Source organism: Acidovorax sp. Q11 (assembly GCF_054950075.1).
In genome coordinates, this window is record NZ_JBUDZG010000004.1 from 213437 (window position 1) to 229490 (window position 16054).

Here is a 16054-nt window from a genome sequence, read left to right on the forward strand (position 1 = left end):
GCGCCGTGCCGATGCATGTTCCGCGGCGGGAATGCGCGAGGGCTGGGCACCGGTGTGCCGCACCTGATTTGCGCAAAGCCTCGGATTTTACCGTTTTTCGGCGACAAAGCCCAAAAGTTGCGCCACAAGGTTGTCCTGCGTCAGCAGGCGCGTGCGTGCGGCCGCAATGCAGGCGGTCCATTCGGCCAGGGTGTCGTCGCCGGGCCACTGCAGGGGCGCGGTGTTGAGCCCGTTCCAGGTGGCGTGGAACTGCCGCAGCGATGCCGGGGCCTGCAGCCAGTCCAGAAACGCCCAGAGCTTGTCGTGGTGGGCGTTGTCGTGCTGGGGGTAGATCTGCCAGACCAGGGCCTGCCTAGCCCACAGCGCCCGCACCAGCGAATCTTCGCCGCGCACAAAGTTCAGGTCGCAGGCCCACAGCATGTCGTCAAACGCCGTCTGGGTGCGTGCAGGCAGGTATGAAATGTATAGCTGCCCAAGCTTGTCGGGCGCGCCCATGCGGGCATTTTGGCCCTGGTTTTGGGCGGCGCCAAGTGCGGCCTGCACCGCCACCGTGGGGCGGCCCGGCGTGACCAGCAACTGCGTGGGCTGGGCCTGGCTGTATTGCAGCAGCTCGGGCAGGGCGGCGGGCTCGTAGCAGAACAGCGACACCCAGCGCCGCCCTGGGCCGTCGTCGTTGTCAAGACCAAACGCGTCGGCGTGCGCCTGGCGCCAGGCGGTGCGGTCAAACGCCTGCCGCCGGACCATCAGGTCGTCTTCGCGCAGCAGCCCGCCAGTGGCTGGCGTGAAGCCGGGGTAGAAGAACCACCGTGTCCAGCCCGCAGCAGGGCCTGACAGGAGGGGCGATGGCAGCCGGTGGGTGCGCTCCACATAACGCTCGGCCGACAGGTATTCCAGGTTGATCCAGACAGGTTTTTGGCCGTTTGCGCGCGACTGGTGTACGCCATAAGCTATGAATTCAGGAGCAATCTCGCAGCCGAACGCCTCAACCATCACATCGGGTGCTGGTTCGTGGGGGCCGGGCGGGGGCGCGCCCCAGGCGCGCAGTTCCACACCCGGGCAGCCTGCGGGCGCCATCCACGCGAGGGCCGAGGCGTCGTCCACCCACAGGCGCACGCGGTGGCCCAGGCTGGCCAGTTGCGCCACCAGCCGCCAGCACACGCCGATGTCGCCAAAGTTGTCGATCACGCGGCAGAACACATCCCATTGCAATGCGGGGAGCGCGGGGGGGGCGGGCGCTTTGGCCGTCATGCCATGTTTCCTTGTTGCGGTGCACCAGCGCGCAGATGGTCCACCAGCAGCCGTGCCACGCTGGACAGGGACTCCTCGGACCGCACGCACAGCACCAGCTGCCGGTGCGCCCAGGGCTCGCTCAGCGTGACCACGCGGATGGGTTGCGAGCCCTTGTACAGCGCGGCGCTGCCCCGCGGCATCACGCCCACGCCCAGGCCGGCAGCCACCATCAGGCACAGCGCGTCGTAGCTGGTGACCTGCATGCGCAGCCGCAGCGGCAGGCCTGCTTCGGATGCGGCGCGGGTCAGCTGGTTGTTGATGGCGCTGCCCGGGTGCGCGCCCACAAAGTCGTAGGGCAGGGCGTCGGCCAAGCGGGCGGACTTGCGCCGCGCCAGCGCATGGCCGGTGGGCACCACCAGCACCAGCTCGTCACGGCGGTAGGGCAGCTGCACCACGCGGTCACCGTAGTGGCCCTGGTTGAGGATGCCCACATCGGCCGCGTTTTCGGCCACCGACTGGGCGATGGCCGTGCTGATCTGCTCCTGCAGCCGCACATCCACCTGCGGGTGCAGCGCCATGAAGCTCTGCAACTGCGCCGGCAGGAACTGCGTGATGGCCGAGATGTTGGCCACCACGCGCACATGGCCACGCACGCCGGCACCGTACTCGCGCATCTGGCTGGCAATGCCGTCCAGATCGTTGAGCACGCCACGCGCCAGGTTTAGCAGTGCATAGGCGGCGGCGGTGGGCTCGGTGCCCTTGTTGCTGCGGGTAAAAAGCTCCACACGCAGCGTGCCCTCCAAGTCCGCCAGGCGCCGGCTCACAGCGGAGGCCGCAAGATGCTCGCGTGCGGCAGCCGCAGCAATGGTGCTTTCTTCCATCACGGCAACAAACAGGCGCAGGGACACGGGATCGAGTTTCATGGGGCACCGATGGTAGCAAGCTGCCATGCCGGTTTGCGATGGTGGCTTGTTGCTTGAGCGTTTTGCAGGCGGGCGGCGGGTGCGCATCATTGCGGCCCAGCATCACCGCCTGCACGAGACAAACCGTTCTATGGATTCCATTGCTTCCCCCGCCGCCTTGCAAGGCGTGCGCGTCATCGAAATGGGCCAGCTCATTGCCGGGCCGTTCTGCGGCAAGACGCTGGGCGAGTTTGGCGCCGACGTGATCAAGATCGAGGCGCCCGAGTCCGGTGACCCATTGCGCAATTGGCGCCTGATCAAGGAAGGCACCTCCGTCTGGTGGCAGGTGCAGTCGCGCAATAAGCGCTCGGTGGCGCTGGACCTGCGCCAGAAGGAAGGCCAGGACATCGCCCGCCAGCTGATTGCTGAAGCCGATGTGCTGGTCGAAAACTTCCGCCCCGGCACGCTGGAAGGCTGGGGCATGTCGCCCGATGAGCTGCACGCGCTCAACCCTGGCCTCGTGATCCTGCGCATCTCGGGTTACGGTCAGACGGGGCCCTACCGAGACCTGCCGGGTTTTGGCGTGATCGGCGAAGCCATGGGCGGCCTGCGCCACCTGACGGCGGAGCCGGGCCGTGTGCCGGTGCGTGTGGGCGTTTCCATCGGCGACACGCTGGCGGCACTGCACGGCACCATCGGCGTGCTCACGGCGCTGTACCACCGCAAGGCCAATGGGGGCCATGGCCAGGTGATTGATGTGGCCTTGCACGAGGCGGTGTTCAACGTGATGGAAAGCCTGATCCCCGAGTACAGCGCTTTTGGTGCCGTGCGGGAGGCGGCCGGCAGCGCGCTGCCGGGCATTGCACCCAGCAATGCCTACCCCTGCCAGGACGGCTGGGTGCTGGTGGCGGGCAATGGCGACAGCATCTTCAAGCGGCTGATGACGGCGATTGGCCGCCAGGACCTGGCCGACGCCCCAGACCTGAGCAGCAACACCGGCCGCGTGGCGCGGGTGGGCGAAATCGACGCCGCCATTGGTGCCTGGACGTCCGCGCGCTCGGTGTTGCAGGTGATGGAGACCCTGGGCGCCGCCCGCGTGCCTGCGGGCAAGGTCTACACCGCCAAGGATATTGCCGAAGATCCGCACTACCGTGCCCGCGACATGCTGCTGACGCAGCAGACGCGCGACGGCTACAGCGTGGAGGTGCCTGGCATCGTGCCCAAGCTCTCGGGCACGCCGGGCAGCATCCGCAGCAGTGCGCCGCACCTGGGCGACGACACGGATGCGGTGCTGGCCGAGGCAGGCCTCACGGCCGAACAGATCGCGCTGCTGCGCAGCAAGGGAGTGATTCAATGAGTGCATCCAACACCGTATGGCAGGGCGCAGGCCGCCGCATCCATATGCAGGAAGTCGGCCTGCGCGACGGCCTGCAGATGGAAAAGGCCTTTGTGCCCACGGCCGACAAGATCGCGCTGTGCAATGCGCTGTCGGCGGCGGGTCTGTCCAAGATCGAAGTGACTTCGTTCACTTCGCCCACCGCCATTCCTGCGCTGAAAGATGCCGAGGTCGTGATGCGCGAGATCACACGGCGCCCTGGCACGGTCTACACCGCGCTGGTGCCCAACCTGCGCGGTGCCGAGCGCGCCATCGAGTCGCGCACGGACGAGTTGAACCTGGTGATGTCGGTCAGCGCCACGCACAACCTGGCCAACCTGCGCATGACGCAGGAACAGTCGTTTGCGGCGTTGGCGCAAGTGGTGGCCCTGGCGCAGGGCGCCAACGTGGCGGTGAATGTGTCGCTGTCCTGCGTGTTCGGCTGCCCCATGGAAGGCGATTTGGCCCAGGCCGACGTGTTCGACTGGGTGCAGCGCTTTGTGGACTTGGGCGTGCGTGGCATCACGCTGTGCGACACCACGGGCATGGCTTACCCCACGCAGGTGCATCAGCTCACGGCGGCGGCCCGCGCGCTTTGGCCGGGGGTGGAGTTCACCCTGCATTTCCACAACACGCGTGGCATGGGGCTGGCCAATGTGCTGGCGGCCATTGACGCAGGCGCAGACCGGTTCGATGCCTCGCTGGGTGGCCTGGGCGGCTGCCCCTATGCGCCGGGCGCCAGCGGCAATGTGTGCAGCGAAGAGATCGTGCATGCACTGGCGCTGATGGGCTATGACACCGGGGTGGATCTGGCACAACTGGTGGCGGCGGCGCAGCAACTGCCTGCGTTGATCGGCCACGATATTCCCAGCCAGATCGCCAAGGCGGGACCGCGCCTGGCGCTGCACCCGGTGTCTACCGATTTCGAGGCGATCCGCGAAAGAGCACTTGCCCGCTGAGCGCGGGCGAGCCTGCATTCATACATAACACCAGGAGACAAAAGCCATGACCTTCCCCACCCCACTGTCCCGCCGCATCTTCAGCGCCGCCGTGCTGTGCTCCGCTGCCTTCGCAGCGGGCGCGCAGGACAAATACCCCTCCAAGCCCATCACCGTGGTCGTGCCCCAGGCTGCCGGTGGCGCCAACGACGCCATTGCGCGCGTGGTGGTGCAAAAACTCAGCGAGCAGCTGGGCCAGAGCGTGATCGTGGACAACCGCCCTGGCGCGGGCGGCACGCTGGCCACCGGCACTACAGCCCGGGCGCGCAACGACGGCTACACGCTGCTGCTGACGGCAGACAGCGCCCATGTGATTGGCCCTGCGCTGTACAAGAACCCGGGGTTCGATCCGGTCAAGGACTTTGCACCCGTGGCGCCCGTGGCTACGGCGGGCTATGTGCTGGTGGCGCATCCATCCTTCCCGGCCAACACCGTGGCCGAAATGGTGGCTTTGGCCAAGGCCAGCCCTGGCAAATATGCGATTGCCTCGGCGGGCAACGGCACGCTGAACCACCTGATTGGCGAGATGCTGCAAAAGGCGGGGGGCATCCAGCTGCAGCACATTCCGTACAAGGGTTCTGCGGCAGCCGCCACCGACGTGGTGGGCGGGCAAGTGCCGCTGTCGGTGCAAAGCCTGCCATCGGCCATTGCGTTCATCAAGGCGGGCAAGCTCAAGGTGCTGGGCGTGGTCAATGAAAAGCGCGTGGCCGCGCTGCCCGACGCGCCCACGATTGGCGAGACGATCAAGGGCTTTGGCCAGGCGCCCTGGTATGCGCTGTTTGCCCCGGCCGGCACGCCCGCGCCCATCGTGGCGCAGTTGCAGGCCGAGGTGGTCCGTGCGCTGGAGCACAAAGACGTGGTGGACAAGCTGGCCACCGTGGGCTGCGAGCCCTTCAAGGGTACGGCGGCGCAGCTGGCGGCGCTGGTGCAGTCCGACCTGCCCAAGTGGAGCCGTGTGGTCAAGGAGACGGGTGCGACGGTGGATTGAGCGGTGCACGACTGTCGAACCCTGCTGCCTTTTGATACTCAGACCTTTCACAACAACGACAACGGAGACATCCCTTTCATGAAAACCACCCGCAAACAGTTCACCACCCTGGCCCTTGCCGCAATGGCCACCATCAGCTTCATCGGCCACGCAGCGGCGCAGGGCGCCTACCCGTCCAAGAATGTGACCCTTGTGGTGCCCACAGCAGCCGGTGGCACCACCGACCTGTCGGCCCGCATGCTGGCGCAGGCGCTTGCGCCGGTGCTGGGCCAGTCGGTCATCGCAGACAACAAGGGCGGGGGCAACGGCAACATCGCGGCCAGCGCCGTCAAGCGGGCCGAGGCCGATGGCTACACGCTGCTGATGCAGTACTCGGGCTACCACGTCATCTCGCCCCACATCACCAAACAAAAGCAGTGGGAGCAGAGCGACTTCCAGCCCGTGGCCAATGTGATCTCGGCTCCGCAGATCATCGTGGTGCGGGCCGACCTTCCGGTGAAAACGCTGCCCGAGCTGATCGCCCACGCCAAGGCCAACCCCGGCAAGCTCAACTACGCCTCGTCGGGCAATGGCTCCCTCCAGCACGTGACCGGTGCCATGCTGGAGCAGCAAGGCGCCATCAAGATGGTCCACGTGCCCTACAAGGGCACAGGCCCCGCGCTGCAGGACCTGCTGGGCGGCCAGGTGGACCTGACCTTTGGCACTGCACCCCCGTTCATGCCCCACATTGCCAGCGGCAAGCTGCGCGTGCTGGCCGTGACGGGCAAGCAGCGCCTGCCCAGCCTGCCCGATGTGCCCACCACCGCCGAGGCGGGCTACCCCAAGGTCGATGCCACCTCGTGGTTTGCGGTGTTTGCCCCCGCCGCCGTACCCAAGGCCGTGGTGGACAAGCTCACGGCCGACATCCGCACCGTGGTGCAGAACCCGGCCTTCCAGCAAAAGGCACAAGAGCAGGGCGCCACGGCGGACTACCAGACCCCCGCGCAGTTGGGCGACAAGGTGAAGGCTGATCTGGCCAACTGGGCGCAGGTGGTGAAGACCTCGAAGATCGAGGCGGAATGATTCGGATATTTTTATGAAAATGGCCGCTAGCGCTTGATGGATAAGCGCTAGCAGCTATTTATTTGATAGTGAATGGGGCAGGATGCGCGCGGGGCCACAATACGCGCCATGTCCCATTCCGAAGAACTCCTGGCGCAGGTGGCTGCGCTGCCCGCGCTACCGGGCGTGTACCGCTATTTCGACGCGCAGGATGCGCTGCTGTACGTGGGCAAGGCGCTCAATCTCAAGCGCCGGGTGTCCAGCTACTTCCAGAAGAACCATGGCGGCACGCGCATCGGCCACATGGTCAGCAAGATCGTGCGCATGGAGACCACGGTGGTGCGCTCCGAGGCCGAGGCGCTGCTGCTGGAAAACAACCTCATCAAGACGCTGAACCCCAAGTTCAACATCCTGTTCCGCGACGACAAGAGCTACCCCTATCTCAAGATCACCGGCACGCCGGGCGCCCACACGCGGGGCGATGCGCCGGGCCAGGTGTTTCCGCGCATGGCGTACTACCGGGGCGCGGTCGATAAAAAACACCGGTACTTTGGCCCGTACCCCAGCGCCTGGGCGGTGAAGGAAACCATCCAGCTGCTGCAAAAGGTGTTCCGGCTGCGCACCTGCGAAGACACGGTGTTTGCCAACCGCACGCGGCCCTGCCTGCTGTACCAGATCAAGCGCTGCACCGGGCCTTGTGTGGACTTGATATCGCCCGAGGCTTATGCCGCCGACGTGTCGCATGCCGAGGCACTGCTGCGCGGCGAAACGCAGGAGCTGCTGCAGGCGCTGGAGGCGCGCATGATGGCGCATTCGGACAAGCTGGAGTTTGAGCAGGCGGCCGAGGTGCGCAACCAGATCCAGGCGCTGTCGCGCGTGCTGCACCAGCAGTCCATCGAGACGGTGGATGACAAGGATGTGGACATCCTCGCGGTGCGCGTGCAAGGCGGCCGCGCCTGCGTGAACCTGGCCATGGTGCGCGGTGGCCGCCACCTGGGCGACCGGCCTTATTTCCCGGTGCATGTGGAAGACGCTGCAGCGGTGTATGCGGAAGAGGGGGGCGATAGTGCCGAGGCTGTGGAAGGCGTGGAGGGCGTCGAGGACGCGGCCACCGCCCCGGCCAAGCCCGCCCGCCCCGTGGAGGCGCTGGTGCTTGAAGCCTTCATCGCCCAGCATTACATCGGCGTGCCCGTACCCCCGCTGCTGGTGACCAGTGTGCCGGTGGACAAGGCCTTGCTGGATGCGCTGACCGAGCAAAGTGGCCTGCGCGTGAACGCCATCCACCAGCCCCGCGAACAGCGCCGCGCCTGGCTGGACATGGCGCAAAAGAACGTCGACCTGCAACTCGCCCGCCTGCTGGCCGAGGAGGGATCGCAGCAGGCCCGCACCCGCGCGCTGGCCGAGGCGCTCGATTTGCCACCCGAAGACCTGGACCAGCTCACCATCGAGTGTTTCGACATCTCGCACACGGCGGGCGAATCTACCCAGGCATCGTGTGTGGTGTTCCACCACCACAAGATGCAGAGCAGCGAATACCGCCGCTACAAGATCGAGGGCATCACGGGGGGCGACGACTATGCCGCCATGCGCCAGGTGCTGACGCGCCGCTACAGCAAGGTGGTGGAGGCGCAGCGCGAAGAGGGCGGCATTGACTATGCGAAGTCTCCGGAGGCGCAAGCCGCAGCCCGGCCCAAGGGCCAGGCGCGTTTGCCCGACCTGGTGCTCATCGACGGCGGCAAGGGCCAGGTGGGCGTGGCGCGCGAGGTGTTCACCGCGCTGGGGCTGGACCTGACGCGCATCGTGGGGGTCGAGAAGGGCGAGGGCCGCAAGGTGGGCCTGGAAGAGCTGGTGTTTGCCGATGGGCGCGAAAAGGTCTACCTGGGCAAGGATTCGGCTGCGCTGATGCTGGTCGCGCAGATTCGCGACGAGGCGCACCGCTTTGCCATCACCGGCATGCGCGCTGCGCGGGCCAAGGTGCGTGTGGGTGGCGGGCAGCTCGAAGAAATTGCAGGGGTGGGGCCCAAGAAGCGGGCGCGGCTGCTGCAGCGGTTTGGCGGGGTGCGTGGCGTGGCCTCGGCCAGCGTGGAAGACCTGGCCACGGTGGACGGCATCTCGCGCGAACTGGCCGAAGAAATTTATAAGGCGCTGAGATAGGCCTTATCGGCGGCGCCATTGCCGTGCCGTGACACAATCGCCGCCATGTTCTGGACTATCCCCACCTTGATGACCTGGACGCGCATCGTCGCGATACCTTTGATCGTGGGGGTGTTCTACGCGCCGCTGGACCCGGCCACACGCAACCTGATTGCCACCGTGATGTTCGTGGTGTTTGCCGCCACCGACTGGCTGGACGGCTACCTGGCCCGCAAGCTCAACCAGACCTCGTCCTTCGGCGCCTTTCTCGACCCGGTGGCCGACAAGTTTTTGGTGTGTGCATCGCTGCTGGTGCTGGTGCACCTGCAGCGCGCCGATGTGTTCGTGGCGCTCATCATCATTGGCCGCGAGATCGCGATCTCGGCCCTGCGCGAATGGATGGCGCAGATCGGTGCAAGCAAGAGCGTGGCCGTGCACATGATCGGCAAAGTGAAGACCACGGTGCAGATGCTGGCCATCCCCTTCCTGCTGTACGACGGGCGCCTGTTTGGCGTGATCGACACGGGCGTGTGGGGCACCTGGCTGATCTGGGCATCTGCGGTGCTCACGGTCTGGTCCATGGTGTATTACCTGCAGAAGGCGCTCCCCGAAATCCGGGCCCGCGTCAAGTAAATCTCAAGCTTTTTTGGCCGTCTGCGCGCTCTGGATAAGCGCAGGCAGCTATATTTTCAGGAGCGTTTGCATGGCGAAACATCGCATTGCCGTGGTGGCTGGCGACGGCATTGGCAAAGAGGTCATGCCCGAGGGCCTGCGCGTGCTGGACGTGGCCGCGCGCAAATTTGGCATCGACCTGCACTTTGACCATTTCGATTTCTCGAGCTGGGACTATTGCGAGAAGCACGGCAAGATGTTGCCCGACAACTGGAAGGAGCAGATCGGCGGCCACGAGGCCATCTACTTCGGCGCTGTGGGCTGGCCCGAAAAGATCGCCGACCATGTCTCGCTCTGGGGCTCGCTGCTGCTGTTCCGCCGCGAGTTCGACCAGTACATCAACCTGCGCCCTGCACGCCTCATGCCGGGGGTGATTGCGCCCGTGGTGCGGCGCGATGGCAGCCCGCGCCTGCCAGGTGAAATCGACATGCTCATCGTGCGCGAGAACACCGAGGGCGAATACTCCAGCATCGGCGGCCGCATGTACGAAGGCACCCCGCGCGAGATCGTGATGCAGGAGACGGTGATGTCCCGCCACGGCGTGGACCGCGTTCTGAAATTTGCCTTCGACCTGGCCCAGTCGCGCCCCAAGAAACACCTGACCAGCGCCACCAAATCCAACGGCATTGCCATCACCATGCCGTACTGGGACGAGCGCGTGGCCGAGATGGCCAGGTCGTATCCGGGTGTGAAGGTGGACAAGTTCCACATCGACATCCTCACAGCCCATTTTGTGCAGCGCCCCGACTTTTTCGATGTGGTGGTGGCCAGCAATCTGTTTGGCGACATCCTCTCGGACCTGGGGCCGGCCTGCACGGGCACCATCGGCATTGCGCCCAGCGCCAACCTCAATCCCACGCGCACCATGCCGTCGTTGTTCGAGCCCGTGCATGGCTCGGCGCCCGACATTGCGGGTCAGGGTATTGCCAACCCCATTGGCCAGATCTGGTGCGGCGCGATGATGCTGGACTTCCTGGGTTACCGCGCCGCGCACGATGCGGTGCTGGCCGCGATCGAGGCGGTGCTGGACCCGCAAAGTGGCGGGCCCCGCACCCCTGATCTGGGCGGCAAGTCCGGCACGCAGGACGTTGGCAAGGCCATCGCCGAGGCCCTGTCGGCCGTTTGAGTGGCGCCGGAATTGGAGTGTCAATACGGGATGCTGCCCATACGGCGTGTTTGAGACAAAACGGCCCTGCAAGCCCTGTCGCAGCGCGAAATACGACTAGAATTCATCCCAACGCTGCCTCAAATCAGCGTGCTGTATTGACACTCTGAAACTCGATGGCTTTAATCTGATGCAGCAGCCACTGCTGTGTATGCCAGTCATTCCCCCGCCTGTTCCCTGTCAGCCCTCGGCTGTGCCGTCAGACGTGTGAAGACCAGATATCCGCGAGACATTCCATCAACTCTTTTCCGAGAGGCTTCTTGTGAACAAAACCGAACTGATTGAGCACATCGCTACCAACGCCGACATCTCCAAGGCCGCTGCTGCGCGTGCCCTGGAATCCACGATCGAGGCTGTCAAGAAGACTCTGAAGAAGGGCGGCACGGTGTCGCTCGTCGGTTTTGGCACTTTTGCTGTGGGCAAGCGCGCTGCCCGCACCGGCCGCAATCCCCGTACTGGCGCTACGATTAAAATCAAAGCTGCTAAAGTTCCAAAGTTCCGTCCTGGCAAGGCATTGAAAGATGCCTTGAACTGAGGATCAAGTTTAGGTGGGGTCCTTAGCTCAGTTGGTAGAGCGGCTCCTTTACACGGAGTAGGTCGGCGGTTCGAGACCGTCAGGACCCACCATCACCGAACAAAGGCGAACGCAAGTTCGCCTTTTGTTTTTTGCCTCTTGAAAGATCGACCATGTTTGAATCCATCCGCAAGCACTCCAAGATCGTGATGATCTTCTTGTTCTTGCTGATCATTCCTTCGTTTGTGCTGGTAGGCATTGACAGCAACTACTTCTCTGAAAAGAGCCCGGTGGTGGCGCGTGTCGATGGAGACAATATCAAGCAGACAGACTGGGACAATGCCCACCGCATGGAGACGGACCGCATTCGCGCGCAGTCTCCCACGGTCGATCCCAAGTTGCTGGATTCGCCCAGCGCACGCTACGCCACGCTGGAGCGCCTGGTGCGCGACCGCGTGCTGGCTGCTGCCGCGCAAAAAATGCACCTCGTCACCAGCGATGCGCGCCTGGCACGCAGCCTGCAAGAGATCCCGGCGATTGCCGGGCTCAAGCGCGCGGATGGAACCCTGGACGCCGAAGCCTACCGCGCCCTGGTGGCCGGCCAGGGCCTCACGCCTGCGGGGTTCGAGGCCAATGTGCGCCGCGACATCTCCACCAACCAGGTCATGGGGGGGGTGATGGGCTCTGCTTTTGGTTCTGATGCGCAGGTCAAGCTGGCCCTGAACGCCTTGTACGAGCGGCGCGACATCCAGGTGGCACGTTTCAATGCCTCCGATTTCGCGAGCAAGGTCGCGCCCACAGATGCGGACCTCGAAACCTATTACAAAGCCCATCCCGCACAGTTCCAGCAATTGGAGCAGGCCGCCGTGGAGTACGTGGTGCTGGACCTCGACAGTGTGCGCGCCACCATCTCCCTGAGCGAAGACGACCTGCGTACCTACTACAAGGAAAACGCGGCGCGGATGACGGCCAAGGAAGAGCGCCGCGCAAGCCACATCCTCGTGAATGCCGCCAAGGATGCACCGGCTGCAGACCGCGAGAAGGCCAAGGCCCGCGCTGCCGAACTGCTCGCCCAGGTGCGCAAGGCGCCTGCGAGTTTTGCGGACGTGGCGAAGAAATCCTCTGACGACAAGGGCTCAGCCGTGGTCGGCGGGGACTTGAACTTCTTCGCCCGTGGTGCCATGGTCAAGCCTTTCGAAGATGCGGCGTTTGCACTGAAGAAGGGTGAGATCAGCGATGTGGTGGAGAGCGACTTCGGCTTCCACATCATCCAGTTGACCGACATCAAGACGCCCCGCCAGCCCTCGTTCGAGGAGCTGCGTCCTTCGATGGAAGCCGAACTCAAGCAGCAGCAGGCCCAGCGCAAATTCGCCGAAGTGGCAGAGTCCTTCACCAACGGTGTGTACGAGCAGGCGGACAGCCTGCAGCCGGTGGCCGACAAGCTCAAGCTCAAGGTGCAGACGGCCACGGGGGTCACCCGCACCCCGGCACCAGGCGCCAAGGGACCCCTGGCCAATGCCAAGTTCCTGGAAGCACTGTTTGCATCGGACTCCGTGCAGAACAAGCGCAACACTGAGGCCGTCGAAGTGGGCCCCAGCCAGATGGCCGCAGGCCGTGTGACAACCTACACCCCGGCTCGCACCTTGCCGCTGGATGAAGTGCGTGCCCGCGTGCGCACCCTCTATGTAGCCGAAAAGTCGGCCGAATTGGCGCGCAAGGAGGGCGAGGCCAAGCTGGCTGCCTGGAAGGCGACGCCGGCCTCGGCCACGGGCCTTTCTGCTGCCACGGAAGTATCGCGTGAGCAGCCCCAGAACCTGCCCCGCCAAGTGATTGACGCCGCCTTGCGCGCACCTGCCGATGCCTTGCCCGGCTGGACGGGCGTGGACCTGGGGGCCGCTGGCTACATGGTGGTCAAGGTCAACCGCGTAGTGCCCCGCCAGGCGCCTGATGCGCAGCGTGCCCAGCAAGAGCGCCAGCAGTACGAGCAGTGGCTGACGACCGCAGAAGGCTTGGCCTATTACGAATTGCTCAAGCAACGCTTCAAGGTGCAGATCAAGGCCCCGCGTCCTGACGCTGCAGTCCAAGTCACTGCAGAAAATTAAGCAATCTGGTCTGGGGACCAAAAAACCCAGGCTATAATGCGAAGCTACGGTGGCTGTAGCTCAGTTGGTAGAGTCCAGGATTGTGATTCCTGTTGTCGTGGGTTCGAGCCCCATCAGCCACCCCAAAATGCAAACCGCTGCAACGAAAACGTTGCAGCGGTTTTTGCTTTCTGCAGTGGTTTTTAGGCCCTGGCTCCGGGTATTGCGATCTGCCACTCCCACTTGGTTTCCGCAACGGCCGCGTTGCGAGAAGAAGGCAGCGCATACTGCTCGCTTAACTGCTTCAGGAGTCTCTGATGAATCTGGTAGTCCGCGATGCGTCGCCGAGTGAGAAGCGTGGCAATGCCATGTCTGCGGCCCTGGCCAAGGAGCAGTTGGAATATGCGGTCAAGATTGTCAAAGAAGTGCTGCCCCAGAGTGCGGGAGATTCGGCGTTGATTGGCGCCGTGGTGCAGGCCATCGCAATGAACTATGCAGCCGTACCGCAACCCAACCGCTAGCCGCAAAAGCGCTGAAGCCATCGACCGACCATCCTGAAGCGAGGATGTGGTGGCTGTGTGCGGCCTGGCCGAAGTGGATTTTTCGGTGTTTTCCCCTGGCGCAATCAATGCCAGTCGGATGATTTTTACAGCGTGAGTATTGGCCTGCCCGGAGGGACTCGAACCCCCGACCTATAGCTTAGAAGGCTATTGCTCTATCCAGTTGAGCTACGGGCAGAAAGGCTTTCGGCGGTGACGCCTACTGGCTGGGCGGAGCGTCCGCCACTGCGTTGGTGCAGAGGCAGGATCATACCCGCCATGGCGGCACGCACTTGCAAGAAGCCCTCCGATTTTGCAGTCCAAGGGGGGATGCGGTTTTAACGAGGCCATGCGCGGGCGCACGATGCGCTCTCCTCTCCAGCACACATCCCCATGCCGCACAGCGTTTCCCTTATCCACACCATCGCCGCAGCCCTTGGGCTGGCACTGGCGCTGGGTTTTCTGGCAACACGTCTGCGTTTGCCGGCGCTGGTGGGCTATCTGTTGGCGGGAGTGGCAATCGGGCCGTTCACCCCGGGGTTTGTGGCGGATGCGGCCATGGCCAGTCAGTTGGCCGAGATTGGTGTGATGCTGCTGATGTTTGGCGTGGGCCTGCATTTCTCTCTGGGTGACTTGCTGGCGGTGCGCAAGATTGCCGTCCCTGGGGCGGTGGTGCAGATGATGGTGGCTACGGCGCTGGGTATGGCACTGGCCACCTGGTGGGGGTGGAGCCTGGGCGGGGCGCTGGTGTTTGGGCTTTCGCTGTCGGTGGCGAGCACGGTGGTGCTGCTGCGGGCCCTGGAGACGCTGGGCATTCTGGACAGCTACACCGGCCGGATTGCCGTGGGCTGGCTGGTGGTGGAAGACCTGGCCATGGTGCTGGTGCTGGTGCTGTTGCCCCCGCTGGCCGGGTGGCTGGGAGCAGTGCTGGCGCCGAGCTGGATGCCGCACAACTGGGACGCACAGTGGGCTGGACGCTGCTCCAGGTCGGCGGCTTTGTGGCCTTGATGCTGCTGGTGGGGCGCCGCCTATTCCCCTGGGTGTTGTGGCAGGTGGCGCGCACCGGTTCGCGCGAACTGTTCACCCTGTGTGTGGTGGCTGCGGCGGTGGGGATTGCATTTGGCTCGGCCGCATTGTTTGGCGTGTCGTTTGCGCTCGGCGCTTTTTTTGCCGGCATGGTGATGCGTGAATCCGAGTTCGCCCACCGGGCCGCGCACGAGTCCCTGCCATTGCGCGACGCCTTTGCCGTGCTGTTTTTTGTGTCGGTGGGCATGTTGTTCAACCCTGCAGTGCTGTGGGAGCGGCCTTTGCAGGTGCTGGCGGTGGCGGCGATCATCATGGTGGGCAAAACGCTGGCGGCGGCTGCGCTGGTGCTGGCTTTCCGCTACCCACTCAACACGGCGCTCACGGTGTCGGCCAGCTTGGCGCAGATTGGTGAGTTTTCTTTCATCCTGGTGGCCTTGGGGGCATCACTGGGCCTTTTGCCGCCGGAGGGGGCCAGCCTCGTGCTGGCAGGGGCGCTGATTTCTATGGCGCTCAACCCCTTGCTCTTTCATGCGATTGCGCCACTGCAGGATTGGCTGCGGGCCCGCTCGGCCTGGGCGCGGCGGTTGGAGCAGCGCGACGACCCGCTGGCTGAGTTGCCGATGAGCACGGATTCGCGCTACCTCGCCCGCCAGGTGGTGCTGGTGGGGTACGGCCGGGTAGGGCGACGCGTGGCGAGTGCGCTGGCCGCGCACGACATTCCGTTTGTGGTGACCGAGCAGAACCGCGAGCTGGTGGAGTCGTTGCGGGCCGAGGGCATTGCCGCTGTGTTCGGCGATGCCGTGGAGCCCGCCGTGTTGATCCAGGCTCACATTGCCCGAGCCGCCATGCTGGTGATTGCCACGCCCGACTCTCTCAACGTGCGACAGATCATCGCCACGGCGACAACACTGAACCCCGCCATTGAGACCGTGGTGCGCAGCCACAGCGAGGATGAGGCGCGCAGGTTGGTGCAGGAGAGTGATGGCACGGTGGTGTTTCTGGCCGAAGATGCACTGGCCCAGTTGATGTCGCACCATGTGCTGGAGCGGTCCCGGGCGCGCCAGGCGCGCTCCACCGGCCCTGCGCCCCTGCACGGGCCGGTGTGATTCAAGGGCGGTTTCAACAACGAAGTGCGCCAATCCCCAGTGTAAGTGGGCTCACTTTGTAGCCGTGGAACACCTCATGCGGAGTCTTCCAGCCCAGGCATCTGCGGGGCCTGTGGTTGAGCCGGTACACGGCGTGGAGCACCTGCTCTTCGCTGGTCGTGCCCAGATCACTGCCCTTGGGGAAGTAGTGGCGTAGCAGCCCATTGTGGTTCTCGTTGAGCCCACGCTGCCAAGGGCTGTGCGGATCGGCGAAGTACACCTTCGTCTTCAGGCGTCTGTGCACC

General features: G+C 64.6%; 13 protein-coding genes, 3 tRNA genes and 1 pseudogene. 13 read left to right on the forward strand and 4 right to left on the reverse strand.

The window, feature by feature from the left end:
• Positions 1 to 87: 87 nt before the first annotated feature.
• Positions 88 to 1248 carry an elongation factor P maturation arginine rhamnosyltransferase EarP gene (earP, locus tag ACYZGB_RS05885; protein ID WP_462387310.1) on the reverse strand — a complete coding sequence of 387 codons (1161 nt, stop codon included), beginning with the start codon at positions 1246 to 1248 and terminating at the stop codon, positions 88 to 90.
• Complete coding sequence (locus ACYZGB_RS05890; protein WP_462387311.1) at positions 1245 to 2153, reverse strand: LysR family transcriptional regulator; 909 nt, start codon at positions 2151 to 2153, stop codon at positions 1245 to 1247. The genes earP and ACYZGB_RS05890 overlap by 4 nt, the downstream gene beginning before the upstream one ends.
• Positions 2154 to 2283: 130 nt before the next feature.
• On the opposite strand from ACYZGB_RS05890, the gene ACYZGB_RS05895 reads away from it, so the two are divergent.
• The 12 genes from ACYZGB_RS05895 (at position 2284) to ACYZGB_RS05950 (ending at position 13620) form a co-directional block, all read left to right on the forward strand.
• Complete coding sequence (locus tag ACYZGB_RS05895) at positions 2284 to 3489, forward strand: CaiB/BaiF CoA transferase family protein (RefSeq protein WP_462387312.1); 1206 nt, start codon at positions 2284 to 2286, stop codon at positions 3487 to 3489.
• Positions 3486 to 4466 (forward strand): hydroxymethylglutaryl-CoA lyase, encoded by a 981-nt coding sequence (locus ACYZGB_RS05900; protein WP_462387313.1) that lies wholly within the window; start codon positions 3486 to 3488, stop codon positions 4464 to 4466. Before ACYZGB_RS05895 ends, ACYZGB_RS05900 begins: the two co-directional genes overlap by 4 nt.
• 46 nt (positions 4467 to 4512) lie before the next feature.
• Complete coding sequence (locus ACYZGB_RS05905; RefSeq protein ID WP_462387314.1) at positions 4513 to 5493, forward strand: Bug family tripartite tricarboxylate transporter substrate binding protein; 981 nt, start codon at positions 4513 to 4515, stop codon at positions 5491 to 5493.
• Positions 5494 to 5571: 78 nt separating this feature from the next.
• Positions 5572 to 6555 carry a Bug family tripartite tricarboxylate transporter substrate binding protein gene (locus ACYZGB_RS05910; RefSeq protein ID WP_462387315.1) on the forward strand — a complete coding sequence of 328 codons (984 nt, stop codon included), beginning with the start codon at positions 5572 to 5574 and terminating at the stop codon, positions 6553 to 6555.
• A 108-nt stretch (positions 6556 to 6663) separates the two neighbouring features.
• Positions 6664 to 8688 carry an excinuclease ABC subunit UvrC gene (uvrC, locus tag ACYZGB_RS05915; protein ID WP_462387316.1) on the forward strand — a complete coding sequence of 675 codons (2025 nt, stop codon included), beginning with the start codon at positions 6664 to 6666 and terminating at the stop codon, positions 8686 to 8688.
• A gap of 45 nt (positions 8689 to 8733) precedes the next feature.
• Positions 8734 to 9300, forward strand: a complete 567-nt coding sequence (gene pgsA / locus ACYZGB_RS05920) for a CDP-diacylglycerol--glycerol-3-phosphate 3-phosphatidyltransferase (protein WP_026436902.1) — start codon at positions 8734 to 8736, stop codon at positions 9298 to 9300.
• Between the two features lie 70 nt (positions 9301 to 9370).
• On the forward strand, positions 9371 to 10465 hold the full coding sequence (locus tag ACYZGB_RS05925) for a tartrate dehydrogenase (protein WP_462387317.1): 1095 nt from the start codon (positions 9371 to 9373) through the stop codon (positions 10463 to 10465).
• Positions 10466 to 10766: 301 nt separating this feature from the next.
• Positions 10767 to 11039 (forward strand): HU family DNA-binding protein, encoded by a 273-nt coding sequence (locus ACYZGB_RS05930; RefSeq protein WP_008906675.1) that lies wholly within the window; start codon positions 10767 to 10769, stop codon positions 11037 to 11039.
• 16 nt (positions 11040 to 11055) lie between these two features.
• Positions 11056 to 11131 (forward strand) — tRNA-Val (locus tag ACYZGB_RS05935).
• A gap of 60 nt (positions 11132 to 11191) precedes the next feature.
• Entirely contained in the window at positions 11192 to 13120 is a 1929-nt protein-coding gene (locus ACYZGB_RS05940) for a SurA N-terminal domain-containing protein (protein ID WP_462387318.1), read from the forward strand.
• A gap of 49 nt (positions 13121 to 13169) precedes the next feature.
• A tRNA-His gene (locus ACYZGB_RS05945) sits at positions 13170 to 13245 on the forward strand.
• A gap of 171 nt (positions 13246 to 13416) precedes the next feature.
• On the forward strand, positions 13417 to 13620 hold the full coding sequence (locus tag ACYZGB_RS05950; RefSeq protein ID WP_094287754.1) for a hypothetical protein: 204 nt from the start codon (positions 13417 to 13419) through the stop codon (positions 13618 to 13620).
• 140 nt (positions 13621 to 13760) lie between these two features.
• Here the strand turns inward: ACYZGB_RS05950 and ACYZGB_RS05955 are convergent.
• Positions 13761 to 13837 (reverse strand) — tRNA-Arg (locus tag ACYZGB_RS05955).
• Positions 13838 to 14031: 194 nt separating this feature from the next.
• Between ACYZGB_RS05955 and ACYZGB_RS05960 the strand changes: the two are divergent.
• Positions 14032 to 15770: pseudogene (locus ACYZGB_RS05960) on the forward strand (cation:proton antiporter domain-containing protein).
• Positions 15771 to 15783: 13 nt separating this feature from the next.
• On the opposite strand, the gene ACYZGB_RS05965 reads toward ACYZGB_RS05960, so the two are convergent.
• Positions 15784 to 16054, reverse strand: a 271-nt coding sequence (locus ACYZGB_RS05965; protein ID WP_462387320.1) for an IS30 family transposase, incomplete at its 5' end; no start/stop codon positions are given.

Coding starts and splice junctions, on each gene's coding strand:
- uvrC (WP_462387316.1), top strand. CDS start 6,664: ATGTCCCATTCCGAAGAACTCCTGGCGCAGGTGGCTGCGCTGCCCGCG.
- ACYZGB_RS05925 (WP_462387317.1), top strand. CDS start 9,371: ATGGCGAAACATCGCATTGCCGTGGTGGCTGGCGACGGCATTGGCAAA.
- ACYZGB_RS05950 (WP_094287754.1), top strand. CDS start 13,417: ATGAATCTGGTAGTCCGCGATGCGTCGCCGAGTGAGAAGCGTGGCAAT.
- ACYZGB_RS05940 (WP_462387318.1), top strand. CDS start 11,192: ATGTTTGAATCCATCCGCAAGCACTCCAAGATCGTGATGATCTTCTTG.
- ACYZGB_RS05895 (WP_462387312.1), top strand. CDS start 2,284: ATGGATTCCATTGCTTCCCCCGCCGCCTTGCAAGGCGTGCGCGTCATC.
- ACYZGB_RS05900 (WP_462387313.1), top strand. CDS start 3,486: ATGAGTGCATCCAACACCGTATGGCAGGGCGCAGGCCGCCGCATCCAT.
- ACYZGB_RS05910 (WP_462387315.1), top strand. CDS start 5,572: ATGAAAACCACCCGCAAACAGTTCACCACCCTGGCCCTTGCCGCAATG.
- ACYZGB_RS05890 (WP_462387311.1), bottom strand. CDS start 2,153: ATGAAACTCGATCCCGTGTCCCTGCGCCTGTTTGTTGCCGTGATGGAA.
- earP (WP_462387310.1), bottom strand. CDS start 1,248: ATGACGGCCAAAGCGCCCGCCCCCCCCGCGCTCCCCGCATTGCAATGG.
- pgsA (WP_026436902.1), top strand. CDS start 8,734: ATGTTCTGGACTATCCCCACCTTGATGACCTGGACGCGCATCGTCGCG.
- ACYZGB_RS05905 (WP_462387314.1), top strand. CDS start 4,513: ATGACCTTCCCCACCCCACTGTCCCGCCGCATCTTCAGCGCCGCCGTG.